This is a genomic window from Pseudomonas sp. GW823-FHT02F05 (assembly GCF_058797315.1).
In genome coordinates this window covers 17,503-35,515 of the sequence record NZ_JBXAJM010000008.1, presented here as the reverse complement: position 1 = coordinate 35,515, position 18,013 = coordinate 17,503, and the positions used below count along the sequence as shown (strand labels likewise).

Genomic DNA, 18,013 nt, shown 5'->3' with positions numbered 1-18,013 from the left:
GCTTGGGAAAATGCGCACTGCGCTGGGCTCACGCCCTCTTGACTGTCGACTGCGGCAAGGTTGCATCATGCAGGACGCAGTGACAAGAGAGGATGAAGGCTAAGTGCTATAAGCCTGTTATCGGCCGCGCAAGGGATTTCTGTAATTGGGGTGATCGGTGGTGCGTTGACGCAGGTAGGGTGCTTGCGTGTGGCGAGCAAGCTTGCTTGCGCTGGGCTGCGCAGCGGCCCCAAAATCTTGGGAGCGCTTCGCACTCCAGCGGGAGCAAGCTCCCTCGCCACAGCAAGCTCGCTCCTACAAAATACAGGCAAAAAAAGCCCCGCCAAGTGGCGGGGTTGAGGTACGAGCGTGGCGCTCGGAAATCGGTGTGGCAAGGGCCTTCCCGGCAACAGGAAGGCCCTGCGACTTACAGCAGGATGGTGCGGATGTCGTTCAGCAACTGGCTCAGGCGCTGGGTGAAGCGCGCAGCCGCGGCGCCGTTGATCACACGGTGATCGTAGGACAGCGACAGTGGCAGCATCAGCTTGGGTTGGAACGCTTTACCGTCCCACACAGGCTGGATGGTGGCCTTGGACACACCCAGGATCGCCACTTCCGGCGCGTTGACGATTGGCGTGAAGCCAGTGCCGCCAATGTGGCCGAGGCTGGAGATGGTGAAGCAAGCGCCCTGCATGTCGTCCGGGGTGAGCTTCTTGTCGCGGGCCTTGGCAGCCAGCGCAGCCGCTTCGCCAGCGAGTTGCAGCAGGCTCTTCTGGTCGACGTTCTTGATGACCGGTACCAGCAGGCCATCCGGGGTGTCGACCGCAAAGCCGATGTGCACGTACTTCTTGCGAATGATCGCCTTGCCGCTTGGCGCCAGCGAGCTGTTGAAGTCCGGCAGTTCCTTGAGCAGGTGTGCACAGGCCTTGAGCAGCAGTGGCAGCACGGTCAGCTTCACGCCGGCCTTCTCGGCCACGGCTTTCTGCGCAACGCGGAACGCTTCCAGGTCGGTGATATCGGCCTGGTCGAACTGAGTCACGTGCGGGATGTTCAGCCAGCTGGCGTGCAGGCCTGCCGCGCCGATTTGCATCAGGCGGGTCATCGGCACTTCTTCGATTTCGCCGAAACGGCTGAAATCCACGGTGCGGATCGGCGGAATGCCCGAACCACCGGTAGCGCCGCCGGCAGCCGGAGCTTCCTTGGCTTTTTGCATCATGGCTTTGACGTAAACCTGCACGTCTTCCTTCAGCACACGGCCGTGAGGGCCGCTGGCTGCAACAGCGCTCAGCTCGACGCCAAATTCACGGGCCAGCTGACGCACGGCTGGGCCGGCGTGAACCTTGGCACCGCTTGGCGCAGGCGCAGCAGCCGCAGGGGCTGGCGCAGCTTCGGCTTTTGCGGCCGGAGCAGGGGCAGCAGCGGCAGGTGCCGCTTCAGCCTTGGCAGCCGGAGCAGCAGCCGGTGCTGGTGCGGCGGCTGGCGCAGCACCTTGTACTTTGAGCTTGAGGATGAAGTCACCGGTGCCGACTTCGTCTTCCAGCTTGACCGCGATGCTTTCCACCACGCCGGCAGCCGGCGATGGGATTTCCATGGAAGCCTTGTCGGACTCCAGGGTGATCAGCGACTGGTCGGCTTCGACGGTGTCGCCGACCTTGACCAGCAGCTCGATGATCTTGGCCTTGCCCGACGAACCGATGTCCGGGACGTGAATGTCCTGGACGGTCGCGGCGGCAGGTGCAGCGGCCGGGGCTGGAGCAGCCTCGGCAGCGGCAGGCTTTTCAGCAGCAGGTGCAGGTGCGGCGGCGGCCGGAGCCGCGGCCGCAGGGGCTGCATCAGCAGCGCCTTCGATTTCCAGCTCCAGCAGTTCGTCGCCTTCTTTCAGACGGTCGCCCAGCTTCACTTTCAGGCTTTTGACCACGCCGGCCTTGGGAGCAGGGATTTCCATGCTCGCCTTGTCCGACTCGAGGGTCAGGATGCTCTGGTCGGCTTCGACGGTGTCGCCGACCTTCACAAACAGCTCGATTACTTCACCTTCACCGCTGCCGATGTCAGGTACGCGAATGAGTTCGCTCACAAAAAATCTCCTCAGCAGTCCAGTGGGTTGCGTTTTTCCGGGTTGATCCCGAACTTGACGATAGCCTCAGCCACCACCTTGGGTTCGATCTCACCACGGTCAGCCAAGGCTTCCAGGGCTGCCAACACCACGAAGTGACGGTCGACTTCGAAGAAGTGACGCAGCTTCTTGCGGCTGTCACTGCGGCCGAAACCATCGGTGCCCAGGACTTTGAATTCCTTGGACGGGACCCACTGGCGAATTTGTTCAGCAAACAGTTTCATGTAGTCGGTAGAGGCAATGACTGGACCTTTACGGCCGGCCAGGCACTCTTCGACGTAGCTCTTGGCTGGTTTCTGGCCAGGGTGCAGGCGGTTGCTGCGCTCTACGGCCAGGCCATCGCGACGCAGTTCGTTGAAGCTGGTGACGCTCCATACGTCGGCACCGACGTTGAACTCGTCGCGCAGGATCTTCGCCGCTTCACGTACTTCACGCAGGATAGTGCCGGAGCCCATCAGCTGTACGTGGTGCGCCGCTTCCTTGGTGTCTTCTTCGAGCAGGTACATGCCCTTGATGATGCCTTCTTCCACACCGGCCGGCATGGCTGGCTGCTGGTAGGACTCGTTCATCACGGTGATGTAGTAGAAAACGTCCTGCTGCTCTTCGGTCATCTTCTTCATGCCGTCCTGGATGATCACCGCCAGCTCATAGCCGTAGGTTGGATCAAAGGTGCGGCAGTTCGGGATGGTGGCAGCCAGGATGTGGCTGTGACCGTCTTCGTGTTGCAGGCCTTCGCCGTTCAGCGTGGTGCGGCCGGCGGTGCCGCCGATCAGGAAGCCACGGGTGCGGCTGTCGCCAGCGGCCCAGGCCAGGTCGCCGATACGCTGGAAGCCGAACATCGAGTAGAAGATGTAGAACGGCAGCATTGGCTGGTTGTGGCTGGAGTACGAAGTACCGGCAGCGATGAAGGAGCTCATGGCGCCCGCTTCGTTGATGCCTTCTTCGAGGATCTGGCCCTTCTTGTCTTCCTTGTAGAACATCACCTGGTCTTTATCGACTGGCTCGTAGAGCTGGCCGACGGAGGAGTAGATGCCCAACTGACGGAACATGCCTTCCATACCGAAGGTACGGGCTTCGTCCGGAATGATCGGGACGATGCGCGGGCCGATGTCCTTGTCCTTGACCAGCTGCGCCAGGATGCGCACGAAGGCCATGGTGGTGGAGATTTCACGGTCGCCCGAGCCGTCAAGGATAGCCTTGAGGGTGCTCAGGTCTGGCGTCGGTACGCTGAAGCTGTTGGCGCGGCGCTGTGGCACGAAGCCGCCCAGTGCGCTGCGACGCTCGCTCAGGTAGCGGGCTTCGGCGCTGTTTGGCTCTGGCTTGAAGAACGGCAGGTTCTCCAGCTCTTCGTCCTTGACCGGGATGTCGAAGCGGTCGCGGAACAACTTCAGGCTGTCGACATCGACTTTCTTGGTGTTGTGCGCGGTGTTCTTCGCTTCGCCGGCACCGGTGCCATAACCCTTGATGGTCTTGGCCAGGATGACGGTGGGTTGTTCTTTGTGGTTGACCGCTTCGTGGTACGCCGCGTAGACCTTGTACGGGTCGTGGCCGCCACGGTTGAGCTTCCAGATTTCGTCGTCGGACAGGTCGGTAACCATGGCCTTGAGTTCAGGCGTGTTGAAGAAGTGCTCGCGAACGAACGCGCCGTCTTTGGCCTTGTAGTTCTGGTACTCGCCGTCGATGACTTCGTCCATGCGACGTTGCAGGATACCGTCGACGTCCTTGGCCAGCAGGGGGTCCCAGAAACGGCCCCAGATGACTTTGGTCACATTCCACTGAGCACCGCGGAACACGCCTTCGAGTTCCTGGATGATCTTGCCGTTGCCGCGAACCGGGCCGTCGAGGCGCTGCAGGTTGCAGTTGATGACGAAGATCAGGTTGTCGAGCTTCTCGCGGCCGGCCAGGGAGATGGCGCCCAGGGATTCCGGTTCGTCGCACTCGCCGTCGCCCAGGAAGCACCAGACTTTCTGCTTGCCTTCCGGGATGAACCCACGGGCTTCCAGGTACTTCATGAAGCGTGCCTGGTAGATCGCCTGGATCGGGCCAAGGCCCATGGAAACGGTCGGGAACTGCCAGAAGTCAGGCATCAGCCAAGGGTGAGGGTAGGACGACAGGCCCTGACCGTCGACTTCCTGGCGGAAGTTGTTCATTTGTTCTTCGCTGATGCGACCTTCCATGAACGCACGGGCGTAGACGCCTGGCGAGGTGTGGCCCTGGAAGTAGATCAGGTCGCCGCCGTGTTCGTCGGTCGGGGCCTGGAAGAAGTAGTTGAAGCCGATGTCATACAGGGTTGCGCTGGAAGCGAAGCTGGAGATGTGACCGCCCAGGTCCGAATCTTTCAAGTTCGTGCGCATTACCATCGCCATGGCGTTCCAACGTACCAGCGAGCGAATGCGGCGTTCCATGAACAGGTCGCCAGGCATGCGTGCTTCGTGGGTAACGGGGATGGTGTTGCGGTATGGCGTAGTGATGGCGTAAGGCAGTTGCGAGCCGCTGCGGGTCGCGAGTTCGCCCATACGGGTCATCAGGTAGTGAGCACGGTCTTCGCCTTCTTTGTCGAGAACCGATTCCAGGGCGTCCAGCCATTCCTGGGTTTCGACGGGATCGAGGTCTTGCATGGCTTGCTCCAGGGCGGAAAGGCTACCAGAATCGGTTGCCTGAAGTTTGCGACTGGCCTTGTGGGCAGACGACATAAATTCTTGGATGGCCGAAGGTTGCTTCGGCGTCCTGTAGTTTTACTACAAATCGTCGGCCATTTCAGCCTTTCGAATGTATATACGAGTAGTAAAACTACACAAGACTGAGCGTATGGCTCGGTCTTGCTGGTGAGCATAATCGTTATTGTTGGTCTATTGCGAACAAGAAAAGGTGAAACTTTGATATTGCCTGCCAAGATTAATTTAATTTCAGCTATTTCTAACCTTTGTTCGACAGTCCTTCACCGAGCATGGCTCTTGCCTTCACAACTACACGCCATTTACACGCCGATCAAGGATAGACCATGAGCCTTCCAACGCTGGCCGAACTGCCGGCCATTCTGTTGCCTTACGCCAACCGGGCCGAACAGTCATTTCGTGACGCGGTGGCCGCGCTGGATGACGATCATGGCCTTTCTGCGTGGGCGCCGCAACGGTGGGCCGACTTCGCCCGCGTGTGCGCCGCCAGTGATTTCGTCATTGAACAGAGTGTTCGTGACCCTTTGATGTTGCTGGAGCTGGTGGCCTGGGGCGAGCTGGACCGCGGTTTCGCGCCCGGCGAGCTATGCAGCCAGATAGCCGGTGCCGTGCAACAGGCCGAAACAGAAGATGAACTGGGCCGCGTGCTGCGCCGCCAACGCACGCGCCAGCAGGTGCGCATCATCTGGCGCGACCTCACACGCCAGGCCGACCTGGTGCAAACCTGTCGCGATCTGTCCGACATGGCCGACGCCTGCATCGACCAGGCCTATCAATGGCTGTACCAGCGCCACTGCGCCCAGTTCGGCACGCCGACCGGCGCACGCAGCGGCGAGGCACAGCACATGGTCATCCTCGGCATGGGCAAGCTCGGTGCAGTGGAGCTGAACCTGTCGTCGGATATCGACTTGATCTTCGCTTATCCCGAAGGTGGTGAAACGGTGGGCGTGAAGCGCGCCCTGGATAATCAGGAGTTCTTTATTCGCCTGGGTCAAAAACTGATCAAGGCCCTGGACCCGATGACCGTCGATGGTTTTGTCTTCCGCGTCGACATGCGCCTGCGCCCCTACGGTTCGGCCGGCGCCCTGGTGCTGAGCTTCAACGCGCTGGAGCAGTACTACCAGGACCAGGGTCGGGACTGGGAGCGCTACGCCATGATCAAGGCGCGGGTGGTGGCCGGCGACCAGGTGGCTGGCGCGCAACTGCTCGACATGCTGCGCCCGTTTGTCTATCGCCGTTATCTGGACTTCTCGGCCATCGAAGCGCTGCGCACCATGAAGCAACTGATCCAGCAGGAAGTGCGGCGAAAGGGCATGGCCGACAATATCAAGCTGGGCGCGGGCGGCATTCGTGAGGTGGAATTTATCGCGCAGGCATTCCAACTGATCCATGGCGGCCGCGACCTCAGCCTGCAGCAACGCCCGCTGTTGAACGTGCTGGGCACGCTGGAAGGCCAGGGGTATTTGCCCGCGGCGGTGATCAGCGAGCTGCGCAGCGGTTACGAGTTCCTGCGCTACACCGAGCATGCGATCCAGGCGATTGCCGACCGCCAGACGCAAATGCTGCCGGACAGGCCCGAAGACCAGGCGCGCATTGCCTTTATGCTGGGCTTCAGTGACTGGGCCGCGTTCCACGAGCGCCTGATGTACTGGCGTGGTCGCGTGGACTGGCACTTTCGCCAGGTGATTGCCGACCCTGATGAGGAAGAAGGCGAAGAAAGCGAATTGGTGGTCGGTGGTGAATGGTTGCCACTGTGGGAGGAATCCCAGGATGACGACGCGGCGTGCCGTCAACTGAGTGAAGGTGGTTTCACCGATGCCCCCAAGGCCCTCAAGGCGTTGGCCAGCCTGCGTGCCAGCCCGCAGTTGCGCGCCATGCAGCGCCTGGGGCGCGAGCGCCTGGATGCGTTCATCCCGCGCCTGCTGGCCCAGGCCGTTGAACATGCCAACCCGGACCTGGTCCTGGAGCGCGTGTTGCCGCTGGTGGAAGCCGTTGCCCGGCGTTCGGCCTACCTGGTGTTGCTGACTGAGAACCCCGACGCCCTGCGTCGCCTGCTGACATTGTGCGCGGCCAGCCCGTGGATCGCCGAGCAGATCACCCGTTTTCCGCTGTTGCTGGACGAATTGCTCAACGAAGGCCGCTTGTTCAAGCCGCCGCTGGCGCCGGAGCTGGCCGCTGAGTTGCGCGAGCGCCTCACGCGCATTCCCGAAGATGACCTTGAGCAGCAAATGGAAGCCTTGCGCCATTTCAAACTGGCGCACCGCCTGCGGGTGGCCGCTTCCGAAATCGCCGGCAGCCTGCCGTTGATGAAGGTCAGCGACTACCTCACCTGGCTGGCCGAAGCGATTCTTGAACAAGTGCTGGCCCTGGCCTGGCGCCAGACGGTCGCCCGTCACGGCTCGCCGCAGCGACTGGACGGCACCCTGTGCGATCCTGGGTTCATCATTGTCGGTTATGGGAAAGTGGGCGGCATCGAACTGGGGCATGGTTCGGACCTGGACCTGGTGTTTATCCATGACGGCGACCCCCAGGCCGAGACGGACGGTGCCAAGCCGATCGATGGCGCGCAATTCTTTACACGCCTGGGCCAGCGCATCATTCACCTGCTGACCACCCAGACCAACTCCGGCCAACTGTATGAAGTGGACATGCGCCTGCGACCTTCCGGCGCATCGGGCTTGTTGGTGAGTTCCCTGGGGGCGTTTGATCGCTATCAACAAAATGAAGCCTGGACCTGGGAACATCAGGCCCTGATCCGCGCGCGGGTACTGGTGGGCAGCCAGGATGTGGGCCAGGCGTTCGAGCAGGTACGGGCTAACGTGTTGGGGCGTGAGCGGGACTTGGAGAAGCTGCGCCAGGAGGTCAGCGAGATGCGTGCCAAGATGCGTGACAACCTGGGCACCAAGGCCACGACGGCCGGCAGGGGCGCCAATGCCTTCGAGGCCACGGCGCTGTTCGACCTCAAGCAGGACGCCGGAGGTATCGTCGATATTGAATTTATGGTGCAATACGCGGCTTTGGCGTGGTCTGCGCAACATCCATCGTTGCTGCGCTACACCGACAATATCCGCATTCTGGAGGGCCTGGAGCAGGTCGGGCTGATGCCCGCCGCCGATGCCCATTTGCTGCGTGAAGTGTACAAGGCTTATCGCTCAGCCGCGCACCGCCAGGCTTTGCAGAACGAGGCCGGTACGGTAGCCGGGGACCAGTTCGCCGACGAGCGGCGACAGGTGATGCGAATCTGGCAGGCGCTGGGCTTAAATTGAAACTCGACTGATTGGCGACGCCAATTTTTATATGGGATGCGGATTAATGTGGGAGCCGGGCTTGCCCGCGATGCAGGCGCCTCGGTTTATCAGGGATACCGAGGTGATGCGATCGCAGGCAAGCCAGCTCCCACATAAAGATGCTCCCTGGCGCACCGCGATCTACAGTCATTATCGAGGCGGGGAGGCATAGGCCTCCCCGCATCGTTTGTGGAAACTACATGAATATTCTGATCGTTGGGCCCAGTTGGGTCGGTGACATGGTGATGGCACAGACACTGTTTCAGTGCCTGCGTCTGCGCTATCCAGACTGCCAGATCGACGTGCTCGCCCCTGAGTGGAGCCGGCCGATCCTTGAGCGCATGCCCGAGGTGCGCAAGGCCTTGAGCTTCCCGCTCGGCCACGGCGCCCTTGAGTTGGCGACCCGCCGACGCATCGGCAAGTCCATGGCCGGCCAGTACGACCAGGCGATCCTGCTGCCTAACTCGCTGAAGTCGGCGCTGGTGCCGTACTTTGCCGGTATCCCCAAGCGCACCGGCTGGCGCGGCGAGTTTCGCTATGTGCTGCTCAACGACGTGCGCACCCTGGATAAAGCCCGTTACCCGTTGATGATCGAACGCTTTATGGCTTTGGCCTACGAGCCGGGTGCTGAACTGCCCAAGCCGTACCCACGCCCCAGCTTGCAGATCGACCCGGTGACCCGCGACGCGGCGCTGGCCAAGTTCGGCCTCACCCTGGATCGGCCCGTATTGGCCTTGTGCCCTGGCGCCGAGTTTGGCGAGTCCAAGCGCTGGCCGTCGGAGCATTACGCCAAAGTCGCTGATACCAAGATCCGCGAAGGCTGGCAGGTGTGGTTGTTCGGTTCCAAGAACGATCATTCGGTGGGCGAAGACATTCGCCAGCGCCTTATACCCGGCCTGCGTGAAGAAGCGGTGAACCTCAGTGGCGACACGTCCCTGGCTGAGGCCATCGACCTGTTGTCGTGCGCCGACTCGGTGGTGTCCAACGATTCCGGCCTGATGCATGTGGCGGCGGCGCTGAACCGTCCGCTGGTGGCCGTGTACGGCTCCACATCCCCAGGCTTCACTCCGCCGTTGGCCGACAAGGTCGAAGTGGTGCGCCTGGGTCTGGATTGCAGTCCGTGTTTTGACCGCACCTGCCGCTTCGGCCACTACAACTGCCTGCGCCAGTTGCTGCCCCAGCCGGTAACCGATGCCTTGCAGCGTTTGCAGGGCGACGTGGTCGAGGTTCACTGAGTTGCGGGTTCTGGTAATCAAGACCTCATCCCTGGGCGACGTGATCCATGCCTTGCCGGCCCTCACTGATGCAGCACGGGCGATTCCCGGCATTCGGTTCGACTGGGTGGTGGAAGAAGGCTTTGCCGAAATCCCAACCTGGCACCCGGCGGTCGACAAGGTCATCCCGGTAGCGATTCGCCGCTGGCGCAAGAACCTCTGGCAAACCGTCAAGAGCGGCGAATGGCGGCGCTTCAAGCAGGCGGTGCAGTCGACTAAATATGACCTGGTGATCGACGCCCAGGGCTTGCTCAAAAGCGCCTGGCTGACGCGCTATGTGCGGGCGCCCATCGCTGGCTTCGACAAAGATTCTGCGCGTGAACCCCTGGCTGCGCGCTTTTATTCGCGGCGCCTGGCCGTGGCCCGTGGGCAGCATGCGGTGGAGCGTTTGCGCCAGCTGTTCGCCGTGGCGCTGGGCTACGACCTGCCCCAACGCCTGGGCGACTACGGCCTGAGCGTTGAAAAGCTGCTCGGCCTGCCGCCGAAAAAACCGTTCGTATTGCTGCTGCACGGTACTACCTGGGACACCAAGCATTGGCCCGAAGCCTATTGGCGCGAGCTGGCCGAACGCATGGGCCGCCTGGGCGTGGACGTAAAGCTGCCGTGGGGCAACGCCGCCGAAAAGGCGCGGGCCGAACGCCTGGCCCTCGGCCTGCCCAACGCCGAAGTGTTGCCCAAGCTCAACCTGGCGGGCGTTGCCCGTGTCTTGGCGAGCGCCCGTGCCTGCGTGGCCGTCGACACCGGCCTTGGCCACTTGGCGGCGGCATTGGACGTGCCGACCATTTCCCTGTTCGGCCCCACCAACCCAGGCCTCACCGGTGCCTACGGCAAGGGCCAGATTCACTTGGCCAGCGACTGGCCGTGTGCGCCTTGCCTGCAAAAACAGTGCACTTATCAACCCACTGCCGACGACCTGCGGCGGTTCGACATCGCCCGCGAGTCGCCCCTGTGCTTCACGCGCTTGAACCCTGAGCGTGTCGCAAGCCGGCTGAGCACGTTGTTACTGGCCGAGGAGCAGCACTGATGCAACTGGCTTTTGTTCTGTACAAGTACTTTCCTTTCGGTGGCCTGCAGCGCGACTTCATGCGCATCGCCCTGGAATGCCAGCAGCGCGGCCACAGCATTCGGGTGTACACCCTGATCTGGGAAGGTGATATCCCGCCAGGCTTTGAGGTGCTGGTGGCGCCGGTCAAGGCCTTGGTCAACCACCGCCGCAACGAAAAGCTCTACGCCTGGATCCAGGCCGACCTGGCCAAGCGCCCAGTGGACCGCGTGGTGGGCTTCAACAAGATGCCGGGGCTGGACCTGTACTTTGCCGCCGACGGTGTGTTCGAGGACAAGGCCCAGACCCTGCGCAACCCGATGTATCGCTGGTTCGGGCGTTACAAGCACTTTGCCGAATACGAGCGCGCCGTGTTCGATAAAAACGCCAAGACGCAGATCATGGTGTTGTCCGAGCATCAGCAACAGCTGTTTACCCAGTATTACGGCACCCAGGCCGAGCGTTTTCACCTGTTGCCACCGGGTATTGCCCGCGACCGCCGCGCCCCGCCGAACGCCGCCGAGATCCGCTCTGAGTTCCGCGCTGAATTCGGCTTGGCCGAGGATGATCTGCTGTTGGTGCAGATCGGTTCGGGGTTCAAGACCAAGGGCGTCGACCGCAGCCTCAAGGCGCTGGCCGCACTGCCCTCGCGGCTGAAGAAACGTACCCGGCTATTTGTAATCGGCCAGGACGACCCCAAAGTATTCCAATTGCAGAGCGCGGCGCTGGGCCTGGGCGACCAGGTGCAGTTCTTCAAGGGCCGCAATGATATTCCGCGTTTCCTGCTGGGGGCGGACCTGTTGATTCACCCCGCGTACAACGAGGCGGCCGGCATGGTGCTGGTCGAAGCGGTGGTCGCCGGCCTCCCGGTACTGGTGAGCCAGGTGTGCGGCTACGCGTTCTACATCGACAAGGCCCAGAGCGGCCGGGTGTTGGACGAGCCGTTCGAGCAAACCCAGCTCAACCAGTATCTGGTCGATATGCTCGACGACCCACAAGCGCGTGCGACCTGGAGTCGCAATGGTCTGGCCTTCGCCGAGACGGCCGACCTCTTTAGCATGCCGCAGTACGCTGCGGACCTGATTCTGGCGGAGCCAAACCGATGAAGTTGATTCTAGCCGAACCCTTCAAGACCCTCTGGGCTGGACGCGATGCGTTCGCCGAGGTCGAGAAGCTGGAAGGCCAGGTGTTCCGCGAGCTGGCCGCTCGCCGTACGTTGCGTACGGTGGTCGAGGGCCAGCCTTATTTTGTGAAGATCCACCGTGGGATCGGCTGGGGCGAAATCCTCAAGAACCTGGTTACTGCCAAATTGCCGGTGTTGGGCGCGGGCCAGGAGTGGGTGGCGATCCAGCGCTTGCAGGCGCTTGGTGTACCGACCATGACCGCCGTGGCGTTCGGTGAAAAAGGCAGCAACCCGGCCGACCAGCACTCGTTCATCATCACCCAGGAACTGACCCCCATCATCAGCCTGGAAGACCTGACCCTCGACTGGGTCAAGCAACCGCCCGTGCCGGCGATCAAGCATGCCTTGACCCTTGAGCTGGCGCGTACCGTGGGCGCGATGCACCGCGGTGGCGTCAACCACCGTGACTGCTACCTCTGCCATTTCCTGCTGCACACCGACCGGCCCATCGGTGTCGACAACCTCAAGCTGTCGGTGATCGACCTGCACCGTGCCCAGGTGCGTGCGACGATCCCGGTGCGCTGGCGCAACAAAGACTTGGCCGGCCTGTATTACTCCGCGTTGGAGATCGGCTTGACCCAGCGCGACAAGCTGCGTTTTCTCAAGGCCTATTTCCAGCAGCCGCTGCGCCAGATCCTGGCGGAGCAAACCGCGCTGTTGTCTGCGCTGGAACGCATGGCAGCAAAGCTGTATGCGCGTAAACAACGATACGGGGATGCAATCTGATGGCGGGTTGGAATCTGGAACCTGCCTACGCCGCCCTGGCGGATGACTTTGGAAGCCTGGACGCGGTGTTCGCCTTGCAAGGCGAGCGGCTGACCCGCGACCCGTTGTCGGAAGTGATTCGGGTGGAGCGTGGCGGGGTCAATTATTACGTCAAGCGCTACGTAGGTGCCGGCAAGGGCCTGCGTCGTTACCTGGGTCGGCCGCGGGTGAAGTCCGAATGGCAGAACCTCAAGCGTTTCGCCAAGTGGGGCATCCCCACCGCCGACGTGGTGGCCTGGGGCCTGGACCGCAAGGGCCTGGCCTATAACCGTGGCGCCATGATCACCCGTGAACTGCCCAAGACCGAAGATCTGTCGGTGCTGGCCGAGCGTCACGATGAGCGCCTCAAAGACCCCCGGTGGGTCGATGGCATCAGCCGCCAGCTCGCCGAATACACGCGCACCATGCACGATCACCGCTTCACCCATAACGACTTGAAGTGGCGCAACCTGCTGGTGGACGACCAGCGCACCCTGTACCTGATCGACTGCCCCAACGGTGATTTCTGGCGCGGCTTCTGGCTCAAGTACCGCATCACCAAGGACTTGGCCTGCCTGGACAAAGTCGCCAAGTATCACTTGTCGGCCACCCAGCGCCTGCGTTTCTACCTGCAATATCGCCAGCGCGCGCACCTGACCGCGTCGGACAAACAGCGAATTCGCCATGTGGTGAAGTTTTTCGAGGGACGCGAATGAGTGACTTCCTGGCGGCTGAAGACCGCGCTCTGCTTGAGCGCAACGGCCTGGCGACCTTCGACGCCCTGTGGGCCAAGCAACTGGATGCGGTGGACGAGCCGAACACCAGCGGCGACGGTTGGAGCAGTGTGTATCGCCTGGAGCTTGAGGGGCAGGGCTACTACCTCAAACGCCAGAGCAACTACCTCACACGCACCTTGCACCGGCCGTTTGGCGAGCCGAGTTTTGCCCGCGAGTTTCGCAACATCAGCCTGTATCGAAAGCTCGGCATCCCGGCCCTGCAAGCGGCGTTCTTCGGTGAGCGCAAGGTCAAAGGCGAGCGCCGGGCGATGCTGCTCACACGGGCCCTGGATGGCTGGAATGACCTGGATTCGTTGCTGGAGCAGTGGGCGCAATTGAGCGCAGCCCAGCACAGTGCGATCCTGTTGGCCTGCGGCAAGCTGGCGCGTCATCTGCACAGCGTCGGGCAGGTGCATGGCTGTTTTTACCCCAAGCATATTTTCCTGCAGCCTGCCGGTGAGGGGTATGCCGCACAGTTGATCGACCTGGAGAAAACTCGCCCGCTGTTGTTTGGCTGGCGTGACCGGGTCAAGGACCTGGAACCGCTGCTGCGCCGTGCGCCGCAATGGTCGGATGCGCAGGTGCGCCAACTGCTGGCGGCGTACCTTGAGCAGCCCGAGGACGGTGCCCTGGTGTCCACTTGGCACCAGCGCCTGACCGCGCGCCGCAGCCACAAGGAGAACCGCTGATGCGTTTATCCGAGCTGAAATCGGCTGGGCGTACCCCCAGCCTGCCACTGACCCTCGACCTGGCGGATGCCGCCGGCCCTGGGCAATTGCAATTGCTGAGCCTGCTGCGGGTGTTGCCGGGGCAGCGCTACGTGGGTGCCGCCGTGTGGCGTGGTCGCCCGGTGTTGGCCAAGTTGTTGGTGGGCAGCAAGGCGGCGCGGCATTTTCAGCGTGAGCTCACGGGTGTGCGTCTGTTGGCTGAGCAAGGCCTGACCACGCCGTTGCTGCTGGCCGATGGCTTGCAGGACGGCGAGGGTGGTTGGCTGCTGTTTGAATTTATCGAGGGGGCCCAAAGCCTGTCCGACGCTTGGCTCGCCGTCGAAAACCTGCCGCCGTTGGCGGACGAACAAGCCGCTGTGCTCGCCGAAGCGCTGGGCGCGATCGCCCAGATGCATGCCAAGGGCCTGTGGCAAGAAGACCTGCACCTGGACAACTTGCTACGCAAGGATGGCAAGCTGTATCTGATCGATGGCGCCGGCATTCGTGTCGAAGAGGCGGGCAAGGCGCTATCGCGCAATCGAGTGCTGGAGAACCTCGGTGTGTTCTTCGCCCAACTGCCGAAAAACCTCGAGCCCTTTACCGAGGAGTTGCTGGTGTATTACTTGCTGGCCAACGGCGAACACGCCTTGCCAATGCAAGCCCTGGAAAAACAGGTGCGTAAAGTCAGCGCCTGGCGCTTGAGAGACTACCTGGACAAGACCGGCCGCGAATGCACGCTGTTCAGTGTGGTGCGCGGCGCTTTTGGCTTGCGTGCGATCCGCCGCGAAGAAGAAGCCGCCATGGTGCCGGTGCTTGAGCAGGCCGATGCGTTGCTCGACCAGGGTCACCTGTACAAGACCGGTGGCGCGGCGAGCGTGGCCAAGGTCGACGTGGCCGGTCGGCCGCTGGTGATCAAGCGCTACAACATCAAGGGTTTTGCCCATTGGCTCAAGCGCTTCTGGCGCCCGAGCCGCGCCTGGCACTCCTGGCGCGAAGGCAACCGCTTGGCCTTCCTGGGCTTCGCCACACCCAAGCCGCTGGCGGTGCTGGAGAAACGGTTCCTGTGGTTGCGCAGCCGCGCCTATCTGGTCACCGAATACCTGCCTGGGCCGGACATCATCGAGCGCTTTGCGCCGTATGTGGAGAGCGGCGAGGCGCCCGAGAGCGAGTTGCAGGCGCTGGACCAGCTGTTTGCCGACTTGATCCGCGAGCGCATCAGCCATGGGGATTTCAAAGGCCATAACCTGTTCTGGAGCGACGGGCGCTGGGCGATGATTGACCTGGATGCGATGTGCCAGCACTCTTCCGCTGCCAGCTTTGCGCCGGCCTATGCCAAAGATCGTGCAAGGTTTATGCGTAACTGGCCGCAAGGCAGTGCGTTGTATCGGGTGATTGATCAGCGGTTGCCCAAAGAGGCGGGTGTCGGCAGTTAAACCTGTCGCGGGCAAGCCCGCTCCCACACTTGATCTTTGAACGCGGTCAAAATGTGGGAGCGGGCTTGCCCGCGATGGCGCCCGTCCAGGCGCTGCATTCAGAACTGGTACTGCGCCCCAGCCCCCGCATACCACGATCGCCCCGGCGCCGCTTCGTAATAGCGGTTATTGCCATCCCCCACAATCACCGACCCCACGTACTGACGATCCAGTAGGTTATCCAGGCGCAGGGTCTGGTGAAAGGTCCAGTGCTCTACCTTCTGCTCAAACCGCGCGCGCCAGTTGAAGACGCTGTAGGCCGGTGCGGCGTGTTGCTGGTTGGTGTCTTCTACGTAGACCTTGCTGCGGTACAGGCCTTCGATGGCGGTGCTGACCCAGTCCCGTGGTTTCCAGTTCAGTTCGGCGAACAGGGTGGTTTGTGGCACGCCGGGGAGGTAGTTGCCTTTGTCGATGGTGTTGGCGCCGCTGGTAAAGTCGCTGTCGTAGGTCGCCTGCAGGCGGGTGTAGGCGAGGCTGGTGCTCCAGTGGTCGCTCAGCTGGCTTTCAACACCCAGTTCGAAGCCGCGGCGCAACGTGCGACCGGCGTTCTGGTAGCTGGTACGGCCTCCGATGGATTGCTGCACCACCAGTTCGTCCTCGGTGGTGATCTGGAAAATGGCGGCGTTGATCCGCGTGTTGTTCAGTTGCGCTTTCACGCCCATTTCATATTGCGTGCTTTCAGACGGCTTCAAGCCGAAGTTGAAGCCCTCGGCGTTGCCCGGTGCATAGGCCAGCTCGGCCTGAGTCGGGGTTTCAAAGCCTTTGCCTGCGCTGATGTAGGCGTGCAAGTCGGGGGTGAGCGCGTACATCACGCTCATCGAAGGGGTGTTTTTCTGGTAGGTCTTGTTGCCGCTGGCGTCGCCATTGCTCAGGAACTGATCGTCAACGTCCATTTGCATCGTGCTGTGGCGCACGCCGGCTTGCAGGGTCCAGCGGTCGAGGGCCCAGTTGGCTTGGATATACGGGTCGAGGCTGCGAGCCGTGTCGATTTCGTCGCGGCGTAGTTGGCCTTCCACGCCGAGGGTGTTGCCGCTGTAGTTCTGATAGCCATGGCGGCTGTCTTCGCTTTGGTCGAAGTCCAGGCCGGTAATGATCGTCAGCTCGCCAGGCGCGCTTTCGATGGGCTGCAGCCAGCGCACGCTGCCGCCGTAGAACTTTCGATCAAATTGCACTACGCCACCGCCGCGTTCGTTGGCGGGCGTGCCCTTGGGGATCGACAGGTACTGAATCACACTGCGCCTCCCGGTGTAGGTATTGACCTGCAAGGTCGCGCCACCGAAATACCGCTCGTAATTCATCCCCAATTGCTGGTGATCGATACTTTTACGCGTCTTGTAGTTCAGCGCATTGGCGCTTACCGAGCGCGGGTCTGCCTTGTACGCTGCCCAGGTTTGCCCCAGTGGATCTTGCGTACCGTTCTGCTCCAGGCTGCTGTAGATCAATGCCAGCTTGCTGTCGTCATCGGGCTCGACATTGAGCTTGGCGAAGGTCTGGTCGCGGCGCGCGCTGCTGTGATCGCGGTAGCCGTTGGTGTCCATGCGCGAGGCGTCGAGCACAAACCCGGCGCCATTCGCCGCGCCCTCGGCGCTGAGGTGGTTCTTGTTCAGGCCGTCGCTGCCCACCAGGGTTTCGGCGCCGATACGCGGCGGGCCTTCACCGTCGCGGGAGAACATCTGGATCACGCCCCCGGCGTTGCTGCCATACAGCGTCGCCGCCGGGCCGCGCAGCACTTCGATGCGCTCGGCCGTGTCGAGGTTGAACGTCGCGGCCTGGCCCTGGCCATCCGGGGTACTGGCGGGGATGCCGTCGGCGATCAGCTTGATGCCGCGCACGCCGAATGCTGAACGGGCGCCGAAGCCTCGGGACGAGATCTGCAGGTCTTGCGCGTAATTCTGACGGTTCTGCACCACCAGGCCGGGCACGCGGGACAGGGCTTCGGAGGCGTTGATGCCGAGCTGGCCGTCACTGATCTGCTCGCGGTTGATGCCGTCCACGGAATAGGGCAAATCGAACGTCGGGCTGGCGCTGCGCGAGCCGGTGACCACGCTGGGGTCCAGGATCAGGGGCGTATTGTCGGCCTGGGCGGTGTTACACAGGCCCAGCAGTAAGGCAAGGCAGGTTGGGGCAGAAGGAGTCATGAAAAGGCCGGTTGGTAGCGCGCAAGTGAGGGGCGTAGGCGAAAATGTTACAAGTTTAACGACTCGCCCTCTGATTTGCCGAAATCCTTACCGCTGGGCGCAATGGGATGCATCCTACGCTTAGCGTCGACTGCGTAAGCCTGAAGCCTTGGTTCTGTGGTGTTAGGTTTTCGGTCTTTATTAACAAACAAGAAGAATCAACTATGCGGACTCCTATTCTGAGGTTGCTGGTATTGCTGGGAATATCGTTGCTCATGGGCGGCTGCGGCACTACGACCACGGTACTGCGTGGCGATGACGTCACTGTTCTGAACCTCAAGAGGAAGAAAACGTACTGCAACTCTGTTCCGCGTGTTTATAGCGGCGTGGTTTATGACTTGTGTGTCTTGCATGGACCGCCGAACTCCGCAAGTGATCTCTCGCTGAATGGTATTCCCTGGGGCATTCTTGATGTGCCCGTTTCTGCTGTCCTGGACACGCTCGTCCTGCCCTACACGATCTACCGCCAAAGCGCGGACGGCAGCATCGAGCTGCGCTAACAGCTTCCTACTGCTTTTAAGCTATAATCCCGCCCTTTAGCTGTTTCCCGCCCCGGCGGGAAACACACTTTTTTCAGGCGCGAT

Annotated in this window: 12 protein-coding genes; 9 read left to right on the top strand and 3 right to left on the bottom strand. The window is 61.9% G+C overall.

Features of this window, described 5'->3' with window-relative positions; translation table 11 throughout:
* Positions 1-406: 406 nt before the first annotated feature.
* Both aceF and aceE read right to left on the bottom strand, forming a co-directional pair.
* Positions 407-2,053: a dihydrolipoyllysine-residue acetyltransferase gene (aceF, locus tag AC1RAC_RS11455; RefSeq protein WP_054918893.1), complete on the bottom strand. Its 1,647-nt coding sequence runs from the start codon at positions 2,051-2,053 to the stop codon at positions 407-409.
* 11 nt (positions 2,054-2,064) lie between these two features.
* Positions 2,065-4,710, bottom strand: a complete 2,646-nt coding sequence (gene aceE, locus AC1RAC_RS11450; protein WP_492616595.1) for a pyruvate dehydrogenase (acetyl-transferring), homodimeric type — start codon at positions 4,708-4,710, stop codon at positions 2,065-2,067.
* A 383-nt stretch (positions 4,711-5,093) separates the two neighbouring features.
* Between aceE and glnE the strand changes: the two genes are divergently transcribed.
* The 8 genes from glnE (at position 5,094) to AC1RAC_RS11410 (ending at position 15,213) form a co-directional block, all read left to right on the top strand.
* Positions 5,094-8,033, top strand: coding sequence for a bifunctional [glutamate--ammonia ligase]-adenylyl-L-tyrosine phosphorylase/[glutamate--ammonia-ligase] adenylyltransferase (gene glnE / locus AC1RAC_RS11445; protein WP_492616594.1), 2,940 nt, complete (start codon positions 5,094-5,096; stop codon positions 8,031-8,033).
* A gap of 221 nt (positions 8,034-8,254) precedes the next feature.
* The gene (gene waaF / locus AC1RAC_RS11440; RefSeq protein ID WP_054918888.1) at positions 8,255-9,289 is read left to right on the top strand and encodes a lipopolysaccharide heptosyltransferase II; all 1,035 of its coding nucleotides are present in this window, start codon (positions 8,255-8,257) and stop codon (positions 9,287-9,289) included.
* Position 9,290: 1 nt separating this feature from the next.
* Positions 9,291-10,352 (top strand): lipopolysaccharide heptosyltransferase I, encoded by a 1,062-nt coding sequence (gene waaC, locus AC1RAC_RS11435; RefSeq protein WP_168223981.1) that lies wholly within the window; start codon positions 9,291-9,293, stop codon positions 10,350-10,352.
* Positions 10,352-11,476 (top strand): glycosyltransferase family 4 protein, encoded by a 1,125-nt coding sequence (locus tag AC1RAC_RS11430; protein WP_034125617.1) that lies wholly within the window; start codon positions 10,352-10,354, stop codon positions 11,474-11,476. Before waaC ends, AC1RAC_RS11430 begins: the two co-directional genes overlap by 1 nt.
* Complete coding sequence (gene rfaP / locus AC1RAC_RS11425) at positions 11,473-12,279, top strand: lipopolysaccharide core heptose(I) kinase RfaP (RefSeq protein ID WP_492616593.1); 807 nt, start codon at positions 11,473-11,475, stop codon at positions 12,277-12,279. The genes AC1RAC_RS11430 and rfaP overlap by 4 nt, the downstream gene beginning before the upstream one ends.
* Positions 12,279-13,013, top strand: coding sequence for a lipopolysaccharide kinase InaA family protein (locus tag AC1RAC_RS11420; RefSeq protein WP_003187993.1), 735 nt, complete (start codon positions 12,279-12,281; stop codon positions 13,011-13,013). Before rfaP ends, AC1RAC_RS11420 begins: the two co-directional genes overlap by 1 nt.
* Positions 13,010-13,762 (top strand): lipopolysaccharide kinase InaA family protein, encoded by a 753-nt coding sequence (locus tag AC1RAC_RS11415; RefSeq protein ID WP_034125618.1) that lies wholly within the window; start codon positions 13,010-13,012, stop codon positions 13,760-13,762. The genes AC1RAC_RS11420 and AC1RAC_RS11415 overlap by 4 nt, the downstream gene beginning before the upstream one ends.
* Positions 13,762-15,213: a lipopolysaccharide kinase InaA family protein gene (locus AC1RAC_RS11410; RefSeq protein WP_492616592.1), complete on the top strand. Its 1,452-nt coding sequence runs from the start codon at positions 13,762-13,764 to the stop codon at positions 15,211-15,213. The genes AC1RAC_RS11415 and AC1RAC_RS11410 overlap by 1 nt, the downstream gene beginning before the upstream one ends.
* Positions 15,214-15,311: 98 nt before the next feature.
* Here AC1RAC_RS11410 and AC1RAC_RS11405 read toward each other — a convergent pair whose 3' ends face one another.
* Positions 15,312-17,390 (bottom strand): TonB-dependent receptor family protein, encoded by a 2,079-nt coding sequence (locus tag AC1RAC_RS11405; protein WP_492616591.1) that lies wholly within the window; start codon positions 17,388-17,390, stop codon positions 15,312-15,314.
* 203 nt (positions 17,391-17,593) lie between these two features.
* Here AC1RAC_RS11405 and AC1RAC_RS11400 point away from each other — a divergent pair, with 203 nt between their 5' ends.
* Complete coding sequence (locus AC1RAC_RS11400) at positions 17,594-17,929, top strand: YceK/YidQ family lipoprotein (RefSeq protein ID WP_054896243.1); 336 nt, start codon at positions 17,594-17,596, stop codon at positions 17,927-17,929.
* Positions 17,930-18,013: the final 84 nt, after the last annotated feature.